This window comes from Streptomyces sp. NPDC104831 (assembly GCF_055583025.1).
The window spans coordinates 77,057-92,909 of the sequence record NZ_JBVJOT010000013.1; the positions used below are offsets into that span (position 1 = coordinate 77,057).

The 15,853-nt window shown below is 73.1% G+C and carries 13 protein-coding genes; 5 read left to right on the forward strand and 8 right to left on the reverse strand.

Annotated elements, in window-relative coordinates; genetic code table 11:
• Window positions 1-339: 339 nt before the first annotated feature.
• Complete coding sequence (typA, locus tag ACZ63H_RS12075; RefSeq protein ID WP_469863972.1) at window positions 340-2,247, reverse strand: translational GTPase TypA; 1,908 nt, start codon at window positions 2,245-2,247, stop codon at window positions 340-342.
• Between the two features lie 134 nt (window positions 2,248-2,381).
• Window positions 2,382-4,637, reverse strand: coding sequence for an ABC transporter family substrate-binding protein (locus ACZ63H_RS12080; protein ID WP_469863974.1), 2,256 nt, complete (start codon window positions 4,635-4,637; stop codon window positions 2,382-2,384).
• A gap of 288 nt (window positions 4,638-4,925) precedes the next feature.
• Here ACZ63H_RS12080 and ACZ63H_RS12085 point away from each other — a divergent pair, with 288 nt between their 5' ends.
• The 4 genes from ACZ63H_RS12085 to ACZ63H_RS12100 are packed head-to-tail and all read left to right on the forward strand — an operon-like array spanning window position 4,926 to window position 8,765.
• Window positions 4,926-5,216 carry a hypothetical protein gene (locus tag ACZ63H_RS12085; RefSeq protein WP_469863976.1) on the forward strand — a complete coding sequence of 97 codons (291 nt, stop codon included), beginning with the start codon at window positions 4,926-4,928 and terminating at the stop codon, window positions 5,214-5,216.
• Window positions 5,217-5,242: 26 nt separating this feature from the next.
• Window positions 5,243-6,064: a hypothetical protein gene (locus tag ACZ63H_RS12090; RefSeq protein WP_469863977.1), complete on the forward strand. Its 822-nt coding sequence runs from the start codon at window positions 5,243-5,245 to the stop codon at window positions 6,062-6,064.
• Entirely contained in the window at window positions 6,064-7,995 is a 1,932-nt protein-coding gene (locus tag ACZ63H_RS12095; RefSeq protein WP_469863979.1) for a fumarate reductase/succinate dehydrogenase flavoprotein subunit, read from the forward strand. The genes ACZ63H_RS12090 and ACZ63H_RS12095 overlap by 1 nt, the downstream gene beginning before the upstream one ends.
• A complete protein-coding gene (locus tag ACZ63H_RS12100) occupies window positions 7,992-8,765 on the forward strand; it encodes a succinate dehydrogenase/fumarate reductase iron-sulfur subunit (protein ID WP_469863981.1) in 774 nt (257 codons plus the stop codon). The genes ACZ63H_RS12095 and ACZ63H_RS12100 overlap by 4 nt, the downstream gene beginning before the upstream one ends.
• Here ACZ63H_RS12100 and ACZ63H_RS12105 read toward each other — a convergent pair.
• Window positions 8,743-9,918 carry a glycoside hydrolase family 18 protein gene (locus ACZ63H_RS12105; protein ID WP_469863983.1) on the reverse strand — a complete coding sequence of 392 codons (1,176 nt, stop codon included), beginning with the start codon at window positions 9,916-9,918 and terminating at the stop codon, window positions 8,743-8,745. The genes ACZ63H_RS12100 and ACZ63H_RS12105 overlap by 23 nt on opposite strands.
• A gap of 80 nt (window positions 9,919-9,998) precedes the next feature.
• On the opposite strand from ACZ63H_RS12105, the gene ACZ63H_RS12110 reads away from it, so the two are divergent.
• Window positions 9,999-10,502: a hypothetical protein gene (locus ACZ63H_RS12110; RefSeq protein WP_469863984.1), complete on the forward strand. Its 504-nt coding sequence runs from the start codon at window positions 9,999-10,001 to the stop codon at window positions 10,500-10,502.
• Window positions 10,503-10,546: 44 nt separating this feature from the next.
• On the opposite strand, the gene ACZ63H_RS12115 is transcribed toward ACZ63H_RS12110, so the two are convergent.
• The 5 genes from ACZ63H_RS12115 to ACZ63H_RS12135 all read right to left on the reverse strand — a co-directional run bounded on the left by ACZ63H_RS12115 (window position 10,547) and on the right by ACZ63H_RS12135 (window position 15,814).
• Window positions 10,547-13,165 carry a SpoIIE family protein phosphatase gene (locus ACZ63H_RS12115; RefSeq protein ID WP_469863985.1) on the reverse strand — a complete coding sequence of 873 codons (2,619 nt, stop codon included), beginning with the start codon at window positions 13,163-13,165 and terminating at the stop codon, window positions 10,547-10,549.
• 271 nt (window positions 13,166-13,436) lie between these two features.
• Complete coding sequence (locus tag ACZ63H_RS12120; RefSeq protein ID WP_469863987.1) at window positions 13,437-13,844, reverse strand: ATP-binding protein; 408 nt, start codon at window positions 13,842-13,844, stop codon at window positions 13,437-13,439.
• Window positions 13,845-14,020: 176 nt separating this feature from the next.
• Window positions 14,021-14,455, reverse strand: coding sequence for a (deoxy)nucleoside triphosphate pyrophosphohydrolase (locus tag ACZ63H_RS12125; RefSeq protein ID WP_469863988.1), 435 nt, complete (start codon window positions 14,453-14,455; stop codon window positions 14,021-14,023).
• A 30-nt stretch (window positions 14,456-14,485) separates the two neighbouring features.
• The gene (locus ACZ63H_RS12130) at window positions 14,486-14,677 is read right to left on the reverse strand and encodes an SPOR domain-containing protein (RefSeq protein ID WP_469863990.1); all 192 of its coding nucleotides are present in this window, start codon (window positions 14,675-14,677) and stop codon (window positions 14,486-14,488) included.
• 384 nt (window positions 14,678-15,061) lie between these two features.
• Window positions 15,062-15,814, reverse strand: coding sequence for a GntR family transcriptional regulator (locus ACZ63H_RS12135; RefSeq protein ID WP_469863992.1), 753 nt, complete (start codon window positions 15,812-15,814; stop codon window positions 15,062-15,064).
• Window positions 15,815-15,853 lie beyond the last annotated feature (39 nt).

Sequence of the window (15,853 nt, forward strand, 5' to 3'; positions counted from 1 at the left end):
TCCCCTCCGACACCCCTGACGGAAGGAGACACCCCCTGGTGCTCGTGAGTCGGGCGCCGTCCCCACGGCGCGAGACCCATTGACCCGAGCGCTACGCCGCTAACTATCTGCCATGGCTCGACTACCGACCACTGCCCGTAGATCTCAATTCAGTCACAGCTCGCGCGTAGACCTTCCAAAATCTGGACAAAGTGTTCGCCGGAAGAAGGCACGAAACGGACTTGTTACATGGCTATCGGGCACCGATCACCACATGCCGGACATCGGTCTCCACAAAACGGGTTGCAAAAAGCCCGGGCACCCCCATCCTGGGGGTGCCCGGGCTCAACTGCCGGAGGATCAGCTGTGCTTGGCGCGGCTCGCGGCGCGGGCCCGCTCACGCTGGTCGAGCGCGACCTTGCGGATGCGAACGGCCTCCGGGGTCACCTCGACGCACTCGTCGTCGCGGCAGAACTCCAGCGACTGCTCCAGCGAGAGCTTGCGCGGCGGCACGATCGACTCGGTCACATCGGCCGTCGAGGACCGCATGTTGGTGAGCTTCTTCTCCTTGGTGATGTTGACGTCCATGTCGTCGGAGCGGGAGTTCTCGCCGACGATCATGCCCTCGTACACCTCGGTGCCCGGCTCCACGAAGAGCACGCCGCGCTCCTGGAGGTTCGTCATCGCGAACGCGGTGACGGCACCGGAGCGGTCGGCGACCAGGGAGCCGTTGTTGCGGGTCTGCAGCGTGCCGAACCAGGGCTCGTGGCCCTCGTGGATGGAGTGGGCGATGCCGGTGCCGCGGGTCTGGGTCAGGAACTCGGTGCGGAAGCCGATCAGACCGCGGGACGGCACGACGAACTCCATGCGGACCCAGCCGGAGCCGTGGTTGGACATGTTGTCCATGCGGCCCTTGCGGACGCCCATGAGCTGCGTGACCGCGCCCATGTGCTCCTCGGGCACGTCGATCGTCATGCGCTCGACGGGCTCGTAGACCTTGCCGTCGACCTCCTTGGTGACGACCTGCGGCTTGCCGACGGTCAGTTCGTAGCCCTCCCGGCGCATGGTCTCGACCAGGATGGCGAGCGCCAGCTCACCGCGGCCCTGCACCTCCCAGGCGTCCGGGCGCTCGGTGTCGAGCACGCGGAGGCTGACGTTGCCGATCAGCTCGCGGTCCAGGCGGTCCTTGACCTGGCGGGCGGTGACCTTGCGGTCCTTGACGGCCGCCTTGTTGTCGGCGCCCTTGCCGGTGGCGCCGCGGCCCACCAGCGGCGAGGTGTTGGTGCCGATCACCATGGAGATGGCCGGCTCGTCCACCGTGATCAGCGGCAGCGCGACCGGGTTCTCCGGGTCGGCCAGGGTCTCGCCGATCATGATCTCGGGGATGCCGGCGACCGCGCAGATGTCACCCGGGCCGGCCTTCTCGGCGGGCTTGCGGGTGAGCGCCTCGGTCATCATCAGCTCGGAGATCCGCACGTTCTGCACGGAGCCGTCGCGCTTGATCCAGGCCACCGTCTGGCCCTTGCGCAGCTCGCCCTGCTCGACCCGGAGCAGCGCGATACGGCCGAGGAAGTTGTCGGCGTCGAGGTTGGTGACGTGGGCCTGGAGCGGGGCGTCCTCGTCGTAGGTCGGGGCCGGGATGTGCTCCAGGATCGTGGAGAAGAACGGCTCCAGGCTGGTGGAGTCGCCCGGGACCGTGCCGTTGTCCGGCTTCGTCAGCGAGGCGATGCCGTCACGGCCGCAGGCGTAGACGATCGGGAACTCGATCTGCTCCTCGTCCGCGTCCAGGTCGAGGAAGAGGTCGTAGGTCTCGTTGACGACCTCGTCGATCCGGGCGTCCGGACGGTCCGTCTTGTTGATGCACAGGATGACGGGCAGCCGGGCCTGGAGCGCCTTGCGCAGCACGAAGCGGGTCTGCGGCAGCGGGCCCTCGGAGGCGTCGACGAGCAGGACGACACCGTCGACCATCGACAGACCACGCTCGACCTCGCCGCCGAAGTCGGCGTGGCCGGGGGTGTCGATGATGTTGATGGTGATCGGGTCCCCGCCGTCCTTCGGGTGGTACTTGACCGCCGTGTTCTTGGCGAGGATCGTGATGCCCTTCTCACGCTCCAGGTCGTTCGAGTCCATCACCCGGTCGTCGACCTGGTCGAGCTGATGGGCGGCGAAGGCACCGGCCTGCTTCAGCATGCCGTCGACGATGGTGGTCTTGCCGTGGTCGACGTGGGCGACGATGGCGACGTTGCGGATGTCGTGGCGCGTGGCCATATTGTGGCGTACTCCCGGAGTGTGCGGACTGCCCTGCGCGTACGTCCGTGCCGCGCGGGCCCTGCCGGGCTGGACACGCCACGGCCTCACCCCATGGTACGCGGCCGCCGCCGTGACGGCTCATCCGGGCCGTCCTACCCCTTGGCGGGGCCGGGCGAGACCTTCGCCCCCTTCTTCAGGAAGCCCATGTCCTCGTACACCGGCGTCTGGAATCCGAAGGCCCCCGCGTTGACCACGTTCGTGCGCGCCGCCACCAGCTGCGGGCGCTGGTAGAGCGGGATGGAGCCCGCCGCCGCCCAGATCCGGGAGTCGGCCTTCTTGATCAGGTCGCGCGCCTCGTCCTCGTCCAGCGTGGTCGCGGCCTGCTCGAAGAGCTGGTCGACCTGGTCGGTGCCGACCCGGGTGTAGTTCTGCTCGACGTTGACCGAGCCGTCCGCCGCCGGCAGCGGCTTGGCGTAGATGGGCCGGGCGTCGGTCGCCGGGAAGGCGGAGGACGGCCAGGAGTACAGGGCGAGGTCGTAGTCGCCGGCGGCGATGTGGTCCTTGAAGTAGCTCTCGTCCGAGACCTTGACGATGGTCGGGCGGATGCCGACCTGCTCCAGCATCGCGGAGATCCGCTCGGCGACCGAGTTCAGGGTGTCCGAGCCGGGCCCGGAGGGCAGGACGAAGCGCAGCGCGAGCGGCTTGCCGTCCTTGGCGAGCGGCCCGGCCGGCGCCGCGGCCGGGGCGGCCGTGCCCTTGGGGGCGTAGGCGCCGGGCGCGCCGCCGTGCCGGCTCTCCCGGGCGAGCTGCGGGCCGGTGCGCTCGTGCTGGTCGCCCGCGCTGTCGTGGTGCCCGGCCTTGCCGTCGCCGTGCCCCTTGTCGTCCTCCCCGACGACGTACTCGCCGTCCTCGCCGCCCTCCGACACGTCCGCGCCGTGACGCTGGGAGCCCGCCGCCTTCTCGGTCTTGCGCTGCTCCTTGAGCGGGCCGCCGCGCACCCAGCCGGCGTCCGCCAGCAGCGCCTGCGCCTCCTTGGCGTCCTGGGCGCCGAGCGCGCCGCTGTTGTCGGCGTAGGCGGCCTGCCCGGACAGGGCGAGGTGACTGCCGACGGGTACGGCGGGCAGCCCCAGCGGGGTGAGCACCAGCCGGGCCAGCTCCACGCGGTCCAGGGCGCGGGCGACGGCGCGGCGGACCCGCTCGTCGGCGAGGGGGCCGGCGGCGCCGTTGAGGGCGAGCTGGGTGTAGACGGGCTCCAGCGACTTGCGGACCTCCACGTCCCGCAGGGCCTGCTGCTGCTCCAGGTACCGGCCGATGGCCTTGCCGAGCTGCCCCCGGCCGGTGTCCTCGCCGGTGTCGAGGCCGTGGGCGAGCGCCCAGTCGCGCAGCTTCTTCACGGAGGTGCGGCCGCCGCCCTGGAGCGGGGTGCCGGTGCCCCGGTCGCGGTGGGCGAGCCCGATCCGCTGGGCGTCGGCGGAGTCGATCTCGGCCAGGTCCACGCTGCCGTCGGCGAGGGCGGCGGCCCGCTTGTCGCGGGGCACGGCGTGCAGCACGATCCGGTTCAGCTTGGCCGGCCTGCCCCACCAGCGGGGGTTGCGGGTGAGCACCACGTCCTTGCCCGCCGTGTCGACCTTCTCGACCTTGAAGGGGCCGGCGGTGACGTTCAGCTTGCGGCGGGCGCCGTCGTTGAAGGCGTCCGGGGTGCCCATGACGTCCTTCGGGTACAGCGGGGAGAACAGCGACTTCCAGTCGGCGTAGGGGCGGGAGAAGGTGACCCGGACCTGGAGGTCGCTGTCGCCGCGCTCGATCTTGGCGATGCGGTCGTAGCCGGCGTTGCGGGCGGTCCAGTAGGCGCTGTTGCGGCCGGACAGGGCGCGCCACTGGGCGACGAAGTCGGCGGCGCCGATCTCCCGGCCGTCGCTCCACACGGCCTGCTGGTTCAGCTTGTACAGCACCACCTGGCGCGGCTCGGTCTCGATGACCTCGGCGGATTCCAGGTAGGCGGGGTGGGCCACCGGGCGGCCGGTCGCGTCGAGCCGGAACATCGCGGGCAGCACGGCCTGGGCGACCCGGCCGGTGCCGGCGTCGGCGTCGGCCTGGAAGGTGTTCAGCGTCTCCGGCAGGGCGTCCACGGCCCACTTCAGGGTGGAGCCGTCGGCGACCAGGTCCCGGGCGGCCGGGGCGATGTCCTGGGCGGCGAGGGGTGCGGGGGGCTTCTCCTCCTCACCGCAGCCGGCGAGCAGCGGCACGGCGAGGGCGCCGGCGCTCAGGAGGGCGACCGGGCCCAGGAGGCCGCGCCGGCCCGGCCGGGCCGCTCCAGGGTGCGGCCCGGGGCGCGTCGTGGCCGGTCGCGCGCCTTCGGGGCGCTGCCCCGCTGCGACCGCGTGGGGGGCGTCGCCGTCGTAGGACATCTCTGCTACCTCCGGGGAGCCACGGGGCTTATGCTCGCATTTGGCGGTATATGGAGCTGATCAGATCTATGCCGCCACTGAAGAGGAAAGGATCCGGCAACGGCGGGCGACACGGCGGTGACGGCCGGTAAGCCCACCCGTGCGGCGCAACCCGCCCGGCCGATGCACCCGTACGCCCCGGCCAATCGCCGCACATCCCTTCACACAGGCGGGCTGAGGCGCAACACTCCAAGGCGCATGAACGTTGCCGCCCATGGCCCGCCGGACCCGTGGAAGCGAGGGCATGTCATGTCCGTGTACGACGACATCAACGCCGTCCAGCGCTGCCTGGACGACCTCAACCGCTCACTGAGCCGTCTGGAGCACCAGCTCGGCCGCGGCGGACTGGAGATACGGCGGGTCCGGCTGGACGCCGAGCACCTGCGCGAGAGCCTGGCCCTGCTGCGGGAGACCGCCACCGCCCCGGCCGCGCCCGGCCGGCCCGACCTCGTCACCATCTCCGACACGCCCTACGACATCAGCCTGTGGACGGACTCGGACGACGAGGGCCTGGGCGCCCGCGACCGCCGCGCCCCCTGAACCCCGCTACCGACCGGAGTCCCGACTTGGCCACTGGTACGGAATCCCCTCAGCAGCGCGGTGGCGTACGCACCGGTACGCGCGCCGCGATCGCCGCCCCGCATCTGCGGACCGACCGCTGGTGGCTGGCGCCCGCCTGCACCGCGGCCGGTCTGCTCGCCTTCGTCGTCTACTCGACCTGGCGGGCCTTCGCGAACGCCGACTACTACGCGGCGCCGTACGTCTCGCCGTTCTACTCGCCGTGCCTGGCGGAGAACTGCCGGACCATGCGCGCCGGGCCCAACGCCGAGCTGTTCGGCGGCTGGTGGGGCCTCTCGCCCGCGATCATCATCCTGATCTTCCCGCTCGGCTTCCGCCTGACCTGCTACTACTACCGCAAGGCGTACTACCGCGCCTTCTGGGCGTCCCCGCCGGCCTGCGCGGTCGCCGAGCCGCACCGCTCCTACACCGGCGAGAGCCGCTTCCCGCTGATCCTGCAGAACGTCCACCGGTACTTCTTCTACGCCGCCCTGCTGGTGGCCGGGGTGCTCAGCTACGACACCGTGCTGGCCTTCCGGGACGGGCACTACCGGTGGGGGCACATGGGCCTGGGCACCCTGGTGTTCCTCGCCAACATCGTGCTGATCTGGGCGTACACCCTCTCCTGCCACTCCTGCCGGCACATCGTCGGCGGCAAGCTCAAACACTTCTCGAAGCACCCGGCGCGCTACCGGGCCTGGCAGTTCGTCGGCCGGCTCAACGCCCGTCACATGCAGCTGGCCTGGGCCTCGCTGCTGAGCGTGGCGTTCGCCGACTTCTACGTGTACCTGGTCGCGTCCGGCGTCTTCGACGATCCGAGGTTCTTCTGATGGCAGCGGTGGAACGGCAGCAGTGGGACGTCGTGGTCGTCGGCGCCGGCGGTGCCGGGCTGCGGGCCGCGATCGAGGCGCGCGAGCGGGGCGCCCGTACGGCCGTGATCTGCAAGTCGCTGTTCGGCAAGGCGCACACGGTGATGGCCGAGGGCGGCATCGCGGCGGCGATGGCCAACGCCAACGAGAACGACGGCTGGCAGGTCCACTTCCGCGACACCATGCGCGGCGGGAAGTTCCTGAACCAGTGGCGGATGGCCGAGCTGCACGCCCGGGAGGCCCCGGACCGGGTGTGGGAGCTGGAGACCTGGGGCGCGCTGTTCGACCGGACCCGGGACGGCCGGATCTCCCAGCGGAACTTCGGCGGCCACGAGTACCCGCGCCTCGCGCACGTCGGCGACCGCACCGGGCTGGAGCTGATCCGCACCCTCCAGCAGAAGATCGTCGCGCTCCAGCAGGAGGACCACCGGGAGACCGGGGACTACGAGTCCCGGCTGAAGGTCTTCCAGGAGTGCACGGTGACCCGGGTGCTCAAGGACGGCGCGCGCGTGTGCGGGGTGTTCGGCTACGAGCGCGAGACCGGCCGCTTCCTCGTGCTGGAGGCCCCGGCCGTGGTCCTCGCGACCGGCGGCATCGGCAAGTCCTTCAAGGTCACCTCCAACTCCTGGGAGTACACCGGCGACGGCCACGCGCTGGCGCTGCTGGCGGGCGCTCCCCTGGTCAACATGGAGTTCGTGCAGTTCCACCCGACCGGCATGGTCTGGCCGCCGTCGGTGAAGGGCATCCTGGTCACCGAGTCGGTGCGCGGGGACGGCGGGGTGCTGCGCGACTCCGACGGCAGGCGGTTCATGTTCGACTACGTCCCGGACGTCTTCAAGGAGAAGTACGCCGAGTCGGAGGAGGAGGCCGACCGGTGGTACGAGGACCCGGACCACCACCGGCGCCCGCCCGAACTGCTCCCCCGCGACGAGGTGGCCCGCGCGATCAACGCCGAGGTGAAGGCGGGCCGGGGCTCCCCGCACGGCGGGGTCTTCCTCGACGTGTCCACCCGGATGCCCGCCGAGGTGGTCCGGCGCCGGCTGCCGTCGATGTACCACCAGTTCAAGGAGCTGGCGGACGTCGACATCACGGCGGAGCCGATGGAGGTCGGGCCGACCTGCCACTACGTGATGGGCGGGGTCGCGGTGGACTCCGACACGGCGGCGGCGCGCGGGGTGGAGGGGCTGTACGCGGCCGGCGAGGTGGCCGGCGGCATGCACGGCTCCAACCGGCTCGGCGGCAACTCGCTGTCCGACCTGCTGGTGTTCGGCCGCCGCGCGGGCGCTCACGCGGCCGCGTACGCGCACGGGCTGGCGGACCGGCGCCCGCCGGTGGACGACGTCCAGGTCGACGCGGCCGCCGCGGAGGCCCTGCGGCCCTTCTCCGCGGAGGGGGCGGGCGAGGCGGGCGCGCCGGAGAACCCGTACACCCTGCACCAGGAACTCCAGCAGACGATGAACGACCTGGTCGGCATCATCCGCCGGGAGGGCGAGATGGAGCAGGCCCTGCGCAAGCTGGCCGAGCTGCGGGTACGGGCCCGGCGGGCCGGGGTGGAGGGCCACCGCCAGTTCAACCCCGGCTGGCACCTCGCCCTGGACCTGAGGAACATGCTGCTGGTCAGCGAGTGCGTGGCCCGGGCCGCGCTGGAGCGCACCGAGTCGCGCGGCGGCCACACCCGCGAGGACCACCCGGCGATGGACCGCGCCTGGCGCAACGTGAACCTGCTGTGCGCCCTCGCCGGCCCCGACGGCGCCCTCGCGGCGGCCGACCCCGCCCGGGACCGGATCCGGCTCACCCGGGAGAGGACCGACCCCATCCGCCCGGACCTGCTCGCCCTCTTCGAGAAGGAGGAGCTGGTCAAGTACCTCGCCGAAGAGGAGCTGTACGAGTGAGCAGCTACGAGGCCCGCTTCAAGGTGTGGCGGGGGGACGCCGAGGGCGGCGGCCTGCGGGACTTCGCCGTCGAGGTGAACGACGGCGAGGTGGTGCTCGACATCGTGCACCGCCTCCAGGCCACCCAGGCGCCCGACCTGGCCGTGCGCTGGAACTGCAAGGCCGGCAAGTGCGGTTCGTGCTCGGCGGAGGTCAACGGCCGCCCGCGGCTGCTGTGCATGACCCGCATGTCGGTCTTCGACCGCGCCGAGACGATCACGATCACCCCGCTGCGCGCCTTCCCGGTGATCCGCGACCTGGTGACGGACGTCGGCTTCAACTACGACAAGGCGCGGGAGGTCCCGGCCTTCGTGCCGCCGGCCGGGCTGGGACCGGGCGAGTACCGCATGTTCCAGGAGGACGTGGACCGCTCCCAGGAGTTCCGCAAGTGCATCGAGTGCTTCCTGTGCCAGGACACCTGCCACGTGGTGCGCGACCACGAGGAGAACAAGCGGGCGTTCGCCGGGCCCCGCTTCCTGATGCGCGTCGCCGAACTGGACATGCACCCGCTGGACGCGGCGGCCGGGGACGGCCTGGACCGCTCGCGCGCCGCGCAGGACGAACACGGCCTCGGCTACTGCAACATCACCAAGTGCTGCACGGAGGTCTGCCCGGAGGGCATCAGGATCACCGACAACGCCCTGATCCCGCTGAAGGAGCGGGCCGTCGACCGCAAGTACGACCCGCTGGTGTGGCTGGGGTCGAAGATCAGGAGGCGGCCGGGGGCGTAGCCGCCCAGTCGTCCCGGTAGGCCCGCCAGTCGGCCTCGGTGGCCGCGAAGTCGACGTAGAGGGCGACGCCGAAGCGGGCGCGGCCGGCGTCGGTGCGGCTCAGGCCGAGCCGGACGCCGCGCACGGCGGCCGGGACGGTCTCGGCGTGCGCCCAGTGGCCGAACCGGTTCTCGTGGTAGAAGGGCAGGCCCATCAGCAGGTCGGTGCCCTCCGGGGTGACCTCCAGGGCGAGGCTGGTCTGCTGGGCGACGTAGCCGCCGTACAGGCTCTGCGACGGCTGCATGGTGTCGTACGACATCACGGCGATCTGGTCGACCCTGCGGGCCACCTGCCCGAAGTAGGCCTGCGACCACCACTTGGGGTGGCCGGTGGCCGTGCCCCAGAAGGAGTGGAAGGCGGGCAGCGGGTCGATCTGGTGGGCGGCGACGGACAGCACCGCGCCCCGGGCGCGGGTGAGCCGGCGCAGGTCGTCGAGGAGGGCGAGGTAGTGCTCGTCGCCGGAGTGCAGGGGTTCCAGGTCGAAGTGCGCGCCGTCGAAGCCGGTGGCGAGGACGGCCCGGGTGGAGGCGAGGACCGCGGTCCGGGTGGCCGCGCGCTCCAGGCGCAGCCCGTCGGGGCTCTCGGTGGCCAGCACGTCGCCGAGCCAGGCCTGCACCCGGACGCCCGGGAGTTCCCGGTGCACGGCCGCGATGAGCCGGCGGGCCTTCGGGTACACCTCGGCGGGCAGGGTGCCGTCGTGCTCCAAGGGCCCCGTGTGGACGTACAGGTCACGGATGCCCGTGCCGCGGAGCCGCCGGGCGAGGGCCCCGACGTCCCGGTCGGTCTTCCGCCCGTCCACCCAGGCGTGGCCCAGCCAGAGCGCGTCCCGATGCCGGGTGCGGGTGCCGGCGGCCGGATCGCCGGTGTAGTTGATCCGCAGCGCGGCCTCGGCGGTGAGCAGCGGGAGCAGGAGGAGGGCGAGGAGGGCGGCGAGGAGGCGGAGGACGCGCCGCCCGCGGGAGCGGGAGGGGGCCGGTGCGGCCGGTCCGGGGCCCGGCTCCGCATCAGGCTGCGGGGCGTCCCCGGGGGGTTCCTCCGCGTGGTTCCGCTCCGGTGGGCTCCCCTCCGCGTGCTCGTCGCCGCTGCGGGTCTCGTCGCTCCGGTGCTCGCCCATTCCGCCCCCTCGTGTGGCCGCTCCCCCACCCGTCCGCGCCCCGCTCGCGGCGCCGGCCGGCCGCCCCTACGCTCCGAAAGGTGACGTCCTTCCTGGTCGGGGGCCGCCTCCGGCGGGCCACGGCACACATACGGGTACGGGTGGCGCATGCCCTGCTGGGGGTTCTGACCGGGACCGTGTGGCTGGTGTTGCCACTGATGACGGCCGGGGCGCCCGATCCGGTTCCCGCCGCGCGCGCCGGGCCCACGGCGCGCTCCGCCGCGGCGCGGCAGGGGGGCGCGCCGGCCGCCGACCTCGTGCTGCCGCTCGTCGCCGGGTTCACGGCCGTGGTCCTGGCCGGGTACGGCCGGCTGCGGCGCGTGCGGCGGCTGCGCACCCGGACGACTCCGGGGACCGTCCCGCCGCGACGGCCCGCCCGCGGTGCTCCCGGCGCCGGACGGCGGGCCCGGGCGCCGCGCCCGGACGGCGACCGCGTACGGGCCGGCCGGGCCGGACCGTCCTTCGCCCGGGAGCGGTTCGGGCGGCGGCGCGCCGGGCGGCCCGCCCGGCCCCGCCCGCGCCGCCGGCCCGGCGGGCCCCGTTGAGCCGCCCGCCCGGCGCCACCGGGCACCGACCGCCGCCGGGGCCCTCAGAACAGGCTCAGCAACGCCTCCGCCGGGTCGGTCAGGGCGTCGTCGCCGCCGGGCAGGGGGAGTTCGAACCACACCGTCTTGCCGCGTGGTGTCCGCCGCGATCCCCAGGCCGCGCTGAGCAGTCCGACCAGTTGCAGCCCTCGTCCGCCCTCGTCGGTGTCCCGGGCGCGCCGCCTGCGGGGCTGGACCAGGCCGGCGTCCCACACCTCGCAGACCAGCGTGCGGTCCAGCAGCAGCCGGAGCCGGATCTCCCCCTCGCCGTACCGCAGGGCGTTCGTCACCAGCTCGCTGACCAGCAGCTCCGTCGTGTCGACCAGTTGCTCAAGGCCCCAGGACTGCAGCCGGCCGCGGGCGTACTCGCGCGCCCGGCCCACGCTGCGCGGCTCGCGGGGCAGCGTCCAGTCCCCGACCGAGTCCGCGGGCAGCCCCTGCACCCGGGCCATCAGCAGGGCGATGTCGTCCTCGCCGTGGTGGGTGTCGAGGGTGTTGAGGACGTGGTCGCAGACGTCCTCCAGCGGCCGGCAGGGATCCGTGAGCGCCCCGACGAACGCCTTGAGGCCCTCGTCCAGCGGGTGGTCGCGGGACTCGACCAGACCGTCCGTGTAGAGGGCGAGCAGCGCGCCCTCCGGCAGTTCGACCTCGACCTCCTCGAACGGCTCGCCGCCCACGCCGAGCGGCATGCCCGGGGGCACGTCCAGCATCAGCGCCGGCTCGCCGGGCTCGACCAGCACCGGCGGCAGATGGCCCGCGTTGGCGAACGTACAGCGCCGGGTGACGGAGTCGTAGACGGCGTACACGCAGGTCGCGAGGTACACCTCGGACAGGTCGGCGTCCCGGGGCTGACGGGCCGTGCGGGTCGCCTGCTGGATGCCTCCCCCGGAGCCGAAGGCCTGGGCGGGACCCCCGGGGGTGCCGAGGCCGCGCGCGATCTCGTCCAGCGCGGACAGCACCTCCGCCGGTTCCAGGTCGAGCAGCGCGAGGGTCCGTACGGCCGTGCGGAGTTCGCCCATCGCCACGGCCGCCCGCAGGCCCCGGCCCATCACGTCGCCGACGACCAGTGCCGTGCGGTGGCCGGGCAGTTCGATGACGTCGAACCAGTCGCCGCCCACCTCGGTCGCCGCGTTGCCGGGCAGGTAGCGGCACGCGATGTCCAGTCCGGACGCCTCGGGGTCGCCGGGCGGGAGCAGGGACCGCTGCAGTATCAGGGCGCGTTCGTGCTCGCGCCGGTACAGGCGCGCGTTGTCGATGCAGACGGCGGCGCGGGCGGCCAGTTCGACGGCGAGGTCCCGGTCCCGGTCGCCGAACGGCTCGCTGCCCTTGGTCCGGGCGAACTGGGCGAGTCCCACCACCGTGTCGTGGGCGACCATCGGCACGGCCAGCGTGGACTGCACGAGGCCGCCCTCCTCGGCGGGCACGCGCTGCGGGCGGGCGGTGCGCAGGGCCTCCGCGCAGGGCGAGTGGAACGGGAAGTGGTGGACGGCGCCGACGTCGACGGGCTGCCCGGAGCTGCTGAAGGGGGCACCGGAGACGGCGCTGGCGAAGGCGACACGGCGCAGTTCGGCGCTGCCGTCGGCGTGGCCGGGCGGGGTTTCGTCGCCGGCCAGCAGGCCCTGGTACAGGTCCACGGTGGCCAGGTCGCAGAAGCCGGGCACGACCACGTCGAGGAGTTCGCGGGCGGTGGTCTCCAGGTCGAGGGAGTTGCCTATGCGGGCGCCGGCCTCGTTGAGCAGGGCGAGGTTGCGCCGGGCGGCGGCGGCCTCGCGGGCGGCGGCCCGGCGGGCGGTGATGTCCGTGCCGAGCCAGGCGACGCCGATGGGCCGGCCGCTGCCGCTGTGCACGCGGTAGAGGTTGATGGACCAGTGCCGGCGTTCCTCGGAGCCGGGGACGTACCCGGTGACGTGCATGTCGGTGATGGACTCGCCGGTCTCCAGCACCCGCCGCAGGGTGGCCGAGACCCGCTCGGCCTCGGGGCGCGGCAGGTAGTCGTGCACCCCCTTGCCCCGGTGCTCGTCGGGGCTGCCGCCGAAGATGGAGGCGAAGCGCTCGTTGGCGCGGCGGACCCGCAGATCGGCGTCGATCAGCAGGAAGCCGAAGGGCGACTGGCCGAAAATGGCCTGGGAGGCGGCGAGGTCGGTCTCGATGCTGCGCAGGGTGCGCACGTCCACGACGATGCAGACGGCGGCCTTCTCGCCCTCGGCGGTGCGCGTCGGCATGACGTACACCTCGGCCAGGCCCTCCTCGCCGCGGGTGCCGTCCGGCCGGTCCGGCATCCGGAACGGCACCACTCCGGTCCACTCGCGCCCGTCGAGGATTTCGGCCATCTTCCGCTGGCCGCGCTCGCGCAGGTCGGGATCGACGAACGCCTCTATGGGGTCCATGCCGACGGCGCGGTCGGCGGGGATGCCGAACAGCTGCTCGGCCCGCAGGCTCCACTGGTCGACGAGGCCGCCGGGGCTGATGGCGAAGGACGCGACCCGGATGTAGTCGTAGATCGAGCCGGGCGGACTGCTCTGCCACATGGCGTCTCCGGGTGCCGCCTCTGCCTGTGCGGCCTGACTCCTCGCGCCGTCCGACGGGTCCTCGGACTCCGTGGCCTTCGCTGGTATCTCGCTCACGCGAACCGTCCCCTCCAGCTCACCGCGTCCGGCACCGGTCACCGGGGGCGGCTGCCCGCAGTATCCAGCACTACGGCGCCACAGGACACGGTGTTCACGATCACAGGTCGGTCCAGATGTTTTTCGGACCGGTCCGTGACAACACTCCCACTCTTCTAACCAGGGAACACACCGCCGAACCACATGCCGCCGAACCATGTGCGCCCCCGGCGCGCGGGCCGTACGGCACGTCGCCGGCCGTACACCCCCGTGCCCCACGGGTGCCCCCGTCTCACCCTGGCACGGCCAGCTCGAACCAGACGGTCTTCCCGTTCTCCCCGGGCCGGGTGCCCCAGCGGCGCGAGGAGCCGGCGACCAGCTGGAGGCCGCGCCCGCTCTCGTCCTCGGGGTGGGCGACGCGTTCGCGCGGGGGGTCGGGGAGCGGGTCGGAGACCTCCACCCGCAGCGGGTCGCCGTTTCCGGCGGGGCGCACCAGCCGTACCCCGATGGGGCCGGTGGCGTGCCGCAGCGAGTTGGTGACCAGCTCGCTGACCAGCAGCGCGGCGAGGTCGGCGACGCAGTCCAGGTCCCAGCCGTGCAACTGGCCCCGGACCACCGCGCGGGCGGAGCGCACGGCGCCCGGCTCCGCGGGAAAGGTCCACTCGGCGCAGCCGCCATCGGTGTCGATCACGCCGATCACTTCCCAGGCCAGCGGAGCCCACCCATGTCCGGTTTCGTGGGGTTAATGGGCACATACCCGATATCCGGCGGGCAGTACCGCACAGGGCGGCGCACTGTGGCACGAACGGCGTACGGGATGCTCCGCGGGCGTCGCGACCGCCCGGAGGCCGGATGGGTGCGCGGACGCGGGTCCGGTCAGGGCCGGCCGCGCCCCGCGTCCCAGCGGGCGGACACCTCCCGCACCGCCGGGACGTCCTGGTCGAGCCAGTCGACCCCCCAGAGGCGGTCCGGGGTGAGCCAGCGCAGCGCGTCGTGGTCCTGGAGGGGACGGGGGGCGGGCGAGCCGGGGCGCAGGCGGACGGTCCACACCCTCAGGACGTACGGCGTGCGCAGCGGCCACTGCCCCGGCACGCGTTCCACCGGCTCGGCGTCGACGCCCAGTTCCTCGCGCAGTTCGCGCACGAGGGCGTCCTCGGGCCGCTCGCCGGGCTCGACCTTGCCGCCGGGCAGCTCCCAGCGCCCGGCCAGGTCGGCGGGGGCACTGCGGCGCGCGGCGAGCAGCCGGCCGCCGTCGAACAGGGCGGCCCCCACCACCACGATCGGTTCCACCCGGTCGGTCGTGCGCGTCATACGGGGAAGCCTACGAGAACGCGCGGCCGGTCAGTTCCGCGCGCCGTCCCCGTTCTGGCCGATGCGCTCGACCCAGTAGAGCTGCTCCCGCCCCTGGCCGCCGAGGCTGTCGGCGGTCTTCTGCGCCTCCGCGCGGGTCGCGTACCGGCCGACGCGGTAGCGATTGCCGTTGTCGTCCTGCCGTATCACGATCCAGGGCAGGGAGACCGTGCCCTCACTCATCGCCCCCACCGCCCGTGCCCCTTCTCGCACCGTCCCACCCGCTTCCCGCGGACAAGGAAACCGCAATCCGCATATGCCCGAGCGTACGCCCTACCTTCACGCTGCGCATACGACTTTTCACAAAGAGGTACGCAACCAGCCAGAACGGAGGGGGGCGCACGGCGCCGAACGCGCCGCCCGGACCGACACCGCCCCGGGTCGCGGGCGTACCGGGCCCGCCGCGGCCCACCTGGGAGGACGGCCGGATCGGCGCGGGCCGGAGCGCGGGCGGCTCGGGCCGGCGAGCCGTCGGCGGGGCCGGCGGCGCACGCGGGTGTGCGCTAGCTCACGTGATGCGGAGGGGGAAATTCCGCCCCGCCCGCCTCCCGCTCACGGTCCACGGGGTCATTTGACGGGCAGGTGGTAGGCGACCCGGTAGCGGTCGGCCGGGATGACGACGTCGGCGGTCTCGACCGGGCGGCCGGAGGCGAAGTAGGTGCGCTGGACGACCAGCACCACGTGACCGGGGACCCCGCCGAGCAGGTGGAGTTCCTCGGCGAGGCCGGGGCGGGCGCCGACCTCCTCGGTGACGTTGTCCACGATGACGTCGATGGCCCGCATCCGCTCGACCACGCCCATCCCGCCGAGCGGGCCCTCCTCGGGCAGCATCACCGGGGTGCGGCCGGTGACCGCGAGGGGCTCCCAGGAGGTGGAGAGCATCATCGGCTCGCCGGCCTCCCGGAAGACGTACCGGGTGCACATGACCCGGTCGCCGGTCTGGATCCCGAGCCGCTCGGCGACGGCCACGCCGGCCTCGGCCTGTTCACTGCTGGACTCCCAGGTGCCGCGCACCGAGGTGTCGGCCTGCTCCTGGCGGAAGGGGGTGGCGCCGCCGGCCGGACGGTATCCGGAGCGGGCCACCCGCCGGGGCACGGGCCGCTCGCGCACATAGGTGCCCGAGCCGGAGCGGCCCTCGACCAGGCCCTCGGCCATCAGCACCTTGCGGGCCTCCAGCGCGACCGTGTCCGAGACGCCGTACTCCTCGCGGATGCGGGCCTGCGAGGGGAGCCGGGTGTGGGGCGGCAGCAAGCCGTCGACGATCTTCTGGCGGAGATCACCCGCGACGCGCAGATACGCCGGCTGCTCACCGAAAGCCACTGGCCACTCCCCTCAGGTTGTACAGACAGCAACAGCCTG

Coding starts and splice junctions, on each gene's coding strand:
- typA (WP_469863972.1), bottom strand. CDS start 2,247: ATGGCCACGCGCCACGACATCCGCAACGTCGCCATCGTCGCCCACGTC.
- ACZ63H_RS12080 (WP_469863974.1), bottom strand. CDS start 4,637: ATGTCCTACGACGGCGACGCCCCCCACGCGGTCGCAGCGGGGCAGCGC.
- ACZ63H_RS12085 (WP_469863976.1), top strand. CDS start 4,926: ATGTCCGTGTACGACGACATCAACGCCGTCCAGCGCTGCCTGGACGAC.
- ACZ63H_RS12095 (WP_469863979.1), top strand. CDS start 6,064: ATGGCAGCGGTGGAACGGCAGCAGTGGGACGTCGTGGTCGTCGGCGCC.
- ACZ63H_RS12105 (WP_469863983.1), bottom strand. CDS start 9,918: ATGGGCGAGCACCGGAGCGACGAGACCCGCAGCGGCGACGAGCACGCG.
- ACZ63H_RS12125 (WP_469863988.1), bottom strand. CDS start 14,455: ATGACGCGCACGACCGACCGGGTGGAACCGATCGTGGTGGTGGGGGCC.
- ACZ63H_RS12130 (WP_469863990.1), bottom strand. CDS start 14,677: ATGAGTGAGGGCACGGTCTCCCTGCCCTGGATCGTGATACGGCAGGAC.